This window comes from Mesorhizobium sp. M7A.F.Ca.CA.003.01.2.1 (assembly GCF_003998945.1).
In the GTDB taxonomy this organism is placed as follows: Bacteria; Pseudomonadota; Alphaproteobacteria; order Rhizobiales; family Rhizobiaceae; genus Mesorhizobium; species Mesorhizobium ciceri.
Genome location: NZ_RZRA01000552.1, coordinates 1 through 3,797, shown reverse-complemented (window position 1 = coordinate 3,797; position 3,797 = coordinate 1). Strand labels below are relative to the sequence as shown.

The window sequence follows — 3,797 nt, the reverse complement described above, 5'->3', positions numbered from 1 at the left end:
TCCGACCCCTCTGTCGGCGGCATCACGGCCGGTGACCGTGCCGATGAAGCGTTTTCGCGACGTGCCGGCCATCAGCGGCAGGCCGAGTGCATGCAATTCCGAAAAGCGTGCCATCAGGTCGAGATTTTCCTCCGCCGTCTCCTTGGCGAATCCGAAACCGGGATCGAGCACGATGTGATCATCGGCGATGCCGTTCTGGCGGGCGATTTCCAGCGACCTTCGCAGGAATGCCAACTGATCGGCAATCGCGTCCGGCAGCTTCTGGCGATCCCGCCCGGTATGCATGATGACAAGCCCGGCGCCGGTATCGGCGGCGACACGAGCAATATCGGGCTCGCGCTGCAAACCCCAGACATCGTTGACGATATGCGCGCCGGCGGCGACCGCCAGCCGCGCCGTGTCGGCGCGATAGGTATCGACCGAAATCAGCACCTCGTTCACGCCCGCCAGCGCTTCGATCACCGGCAGGATGCGGGCCTGTTCCTGGCTGGCCGATACCGCGGCAGCACCTGGGCGCGTCGATTCTCCCCCGACATCGACAACCAGTGCCCCTTCCCCGATCATGCGGCGCGCCTGGGCCAGCGCCTTTTCAGGAGCGTCGAACTGGCCGCCGTCGGAAAAGCTGTCGGGCGTGACATTGAGGATGCCGACGACCACGGCCTTGCCGCCAAGGTCGAGATGGCGTCCATGCGCCAATTGCCATCGCCTGGCCGTCATTGCTCATCGACCATGGAGTTCATCAATCATGTGTGATCCCTGGCGGATCAATTTCATTGCGCCGGCAACGGCCGTAAAGCAAGGTGGTCGAAGAGGCAACATGATGAAACGATCCATGCTTGGCATGAAAAAACAGTCCTTGGGCGTGAAACAATCCTTGGCTTGCGCGCTGCTGCTCGCCATAACGCCGCACCCGGCGGCGGCGGCCAATCTCGTCAAGACGTACAGCTATTTCGCCATTGGCGGCAGCACCCTCGACGACATCGAGGCACAACTCTCCAAACGCGGCCCGGAGGTGAAAAGCACCGGCACGCGGCACCCGGGCGCCACGCAAATGGCCTTCACCACCCGTATCAGCTATGCGCAGACACCGAGTTCCTGCCGGATTGCCGACGCGGTGGTGACCGTCAAGGTGAAGGTGATCCTTCCCGAGTGGCGCCGGCCGCGCAAGGCCGATGCCGATGTCAGGCTGTTCTGGGATACGCTGTCGGCCGACATCAAGCGCCATGAGGAGCGCCATGTCGAAATCGCCAAGAACCATGGCGGCGAACTCGAAGAGGCCTTGAAGGCCACCTACCCGCAAAAGAACTGCAACGCCGCCAAGGCCAAGGCGGCCGCGATCACCGCGGCTGTTCTGGCCAGGCACGACCGCGCCCAGCTTCAGTTCGACCGCGTCGAAAGCGTCAATTTCGAAAGCCGCATCTTGCGGCTGCTGCGCTACCGCATGGAGCGCATCGGCAACGGACGACTGCCGCCGGCCTGAACGCACCCGAACTGAAAGCCAATTCACCGAAACGTAGTGCCAGATTCGAAAAACTTTCGAGCCGCCGTCGAAACCGGCCTATATGGGACGACATATATCAGGCTCGCCAGACGAGCTTAAAACACCAATGCGATCCAAACGGTCATGAAGCCGGAGCGGCTGAACAGCGCCGGTCAAATCGCAAGCTTATGGATGAACGATCATGGACCAGGCTGTCGATGAGAAAACGATGGCGGAAACCGGCACGCCGATAACAGAGCGCGAAAAGAACGCCATCATCGGCGGCGTGCTGTTGTCGATGCTGTTGGCGGCACTCGATCAGACCATTGTCGCGCCGGCCATGCCGACCATCGGGCATGCGCTCGGAAACGCACACTATCTGCCATGGATCGTCACCGGTTATCTCCTGACCGCTACAGCCGTGGCTCCGCTCTACGGCAAGATTTCCGACGTCTACGGCCGCCGGCCGACCGTCTATGCCGCGATCCTGATCTTTTTGGCGGGATCGCTGGTCAGCGCGATGGCCCCCAACATGTTTGTGCTGGTTGTCGGGCGGGCGATCCAGGGCGCCGGTGGCGGCGGCTTGTTCGCTTTGACGCAGACCGTCGTCGGCGATCTCGTGCCGCCGCGCGAGCGGGCACGCTATGCCGCCTGGTTCTCCGGCACATGGGCTGTCGCCAGCATTGCCGGTCCGTTGCTCGGCGGCACTTTCGCAGAGCACCTGCACTGGTCACTGATCTTCTGGATCAACATTCCGCTTGGTTTTCTTGCGATGGCGATCATCAACAAGCCGCTCAAGAAACTGCCCATTGCCGCAAAGCGCCATCGCATCGACGGCCTGGGCGCGCTGCTTCTGATAATTGCCACGGCGCTGCTGCTGCTCGCCTTGAACTGGGGCGGCAGCGCCTATCCCTGGACTTCGCTTGAAGTCATCGGCGTTCTCTGCGGTTCGGCGATTTTCTGGAGCGCTTTTGCCTTGCGGCTCATGCGCGCCGCCGAGCCGCTCATCTCACTCGAAGTGCTTGGCAATCCAATCGTTCTGGCGGGCACGCTTTCGATGTTCCTGCTTCAGGCCGCAAGCGTCGGCATGGCTGTGTACCTGCCCGTCTATCTTCAGGCGGTGCTCGGCTTGTCGGCAGCGGAGTCGGGCATCGCGATGCTTGGGCTTCTGCTGGGGACCGTCGGCGGCGCGGCATTCAGCGGGCGTATGATCCCGCATTTCACCCACTACAAGCGCATTGCGATGGTGGGCGTCGTCTTCAGCATGCTGTGCCTCTGCCTGCTGGCCGTCGTCGCAGGATATGCAACGCTGCTGGAGGTCGAGGTCTTGACGATTTGCATCGGGTTTGGAACCGGAACGACGTTTCCGGTCACCACCGTGTCGGTCCAGAACGCCGTCGATCGCGTGCATCTCGGCGTCGCGACGGGCGTGCTGACATTCCTGCGTTCGCTTGGCAGTGCGCTTGGGGTCGCCATGCTCGGCGCGGTCGCTCTGGGCTACGGCTTGCCGCTTGCCGGTGAAGGCGTGCGGATCGCTGGCCATAGCGCGACGATCGAGCCGTTCGTGATGATCTTTGCCGTCGCCGCCGCTACATTGCTGCTGGGGCTGATCACGCTGACGCTGATGCCCGAAAAGGAGCTTCGCGGCTACGCCGACAATGCGGCGCCGATGCTGGCCGAGTAAAGTTCAGCCGGAGACGCCGAGCTTCTTCTGCAGGCTGGTCGATGAGGTCGTGTACTGGAAAACGATGCGCTCGCCGGGGCTGATGATGCGCTTGGCGGCCTGCGCCATCAGCGCCACTTCGTGGAAACCCGACAGGATCAGCTTCAGCTTGCCCGGATACCAGTTGATATCGCCGACCGCGAAGATGCCGGGCACCGATGTCTGGAATTTTTCGGTATCGACCGGAATGAGGTTCTCGTGAAGGTTGAGACCCCACTCCGCGATCGGTCCGAGCTTCATGGTCAGGCCGAAGAACGGCAGCATGCGCGTGCAAGGCACCTCGACGTCGCCATCCGGTCCCTTGATGGTGGCCGATGACAACTGGCCGTCGGCACCGGTCAATCCGGTCACCTGGCCGACCTGGAATTCGAGCTGCTTCATCTCCTGCATGGCATACATCTTGTTGACGCTGTCGGGAGCGGCGCGGAACTCAGGCCGCCGGTGCACCAGCGTCACGCTCTTTGCCACCGGCTGCAGGTTCAGCGTCCAGTCGAGCGCCGAGTCGCCGCCGCCGACAATGACGAGGTCGTGGCCGCGAAAATCCTCCATCCGGCGCACCGAATAGAAGACGCTCTTGCCTTCATAGGGCTCGAT

4 protein-coding genes are annotated in these 3,797 nt (G+C 62.4%); 2 read left to right on the top strand and 2 right to left on the bottom strand.

What is annotated here, in order from left to right; genetic code table 11:
• Positions 1 to 717: dihydropteroate synthase (folP, locus tag EN969_RS20910; RefSeq protein ID WP_127419358.1), on the bottom strand; the 717-nt coding region annotated here is incomplete at its 3' end.
• Between the two features lie 103 nt (positions 718 to 820).
• On the opposite strand from folP, the gene EN969_RS20905 reads away from it, so the two are divergent.
• Positions 821 to 1,480 carry a DUF922 domain-containing protein gene (locus EN969_RS20905; protein WP_063170227.1) on the top strand — a complete coding sequence of 220 codons (660 nt, stop codon included), beginning with the start codon at positions 821 to 823 and terminating at the stop codon, positions 1,478 to 1,480.
• A gap of 202 nt (positions 1,481 to 1,682) precedes the next feature.
• Entirely contained in the window at positions 1,683 to 3,164 is a 1,482-nt protein-coding gene (locus EN969_RS20900) for an MDR family MFS transporter (RefSeq protein WP_063167917.1), read from the top strand.
• 3 nt (positions 3,165 to 3,167) lie between these two features.
• Here EN969_RS20900 and EN969_RS20895 read toward each other — a convergent pair.
• On the bottom strand, positions 3,168 to 3,797 hold a 630-nt coding region (locus EN969_RS20895), incomplete at its 5' end, for an NAD(P)/FAD-dependent oxidoreductase (RefSeq protein ID WP_164758388.1).

Bases quoted from the DNA above. Each gene is read 5' to 3' on its own strand.
- EN969_RS20905 (WP_063170227.1), top strand. From the start codon at position 821: ATGAAACGATCCATGCTTGGCATGAAAAAACAGTCCTTGGGCGTGAAA.
- EN969_RS20900 (WP_063167917.1), top strand. From the start codon at position 1,683: ATGGACCAGGCTGTCGATGAGAAAACGATGGCGGAAACCGGCACGCCG.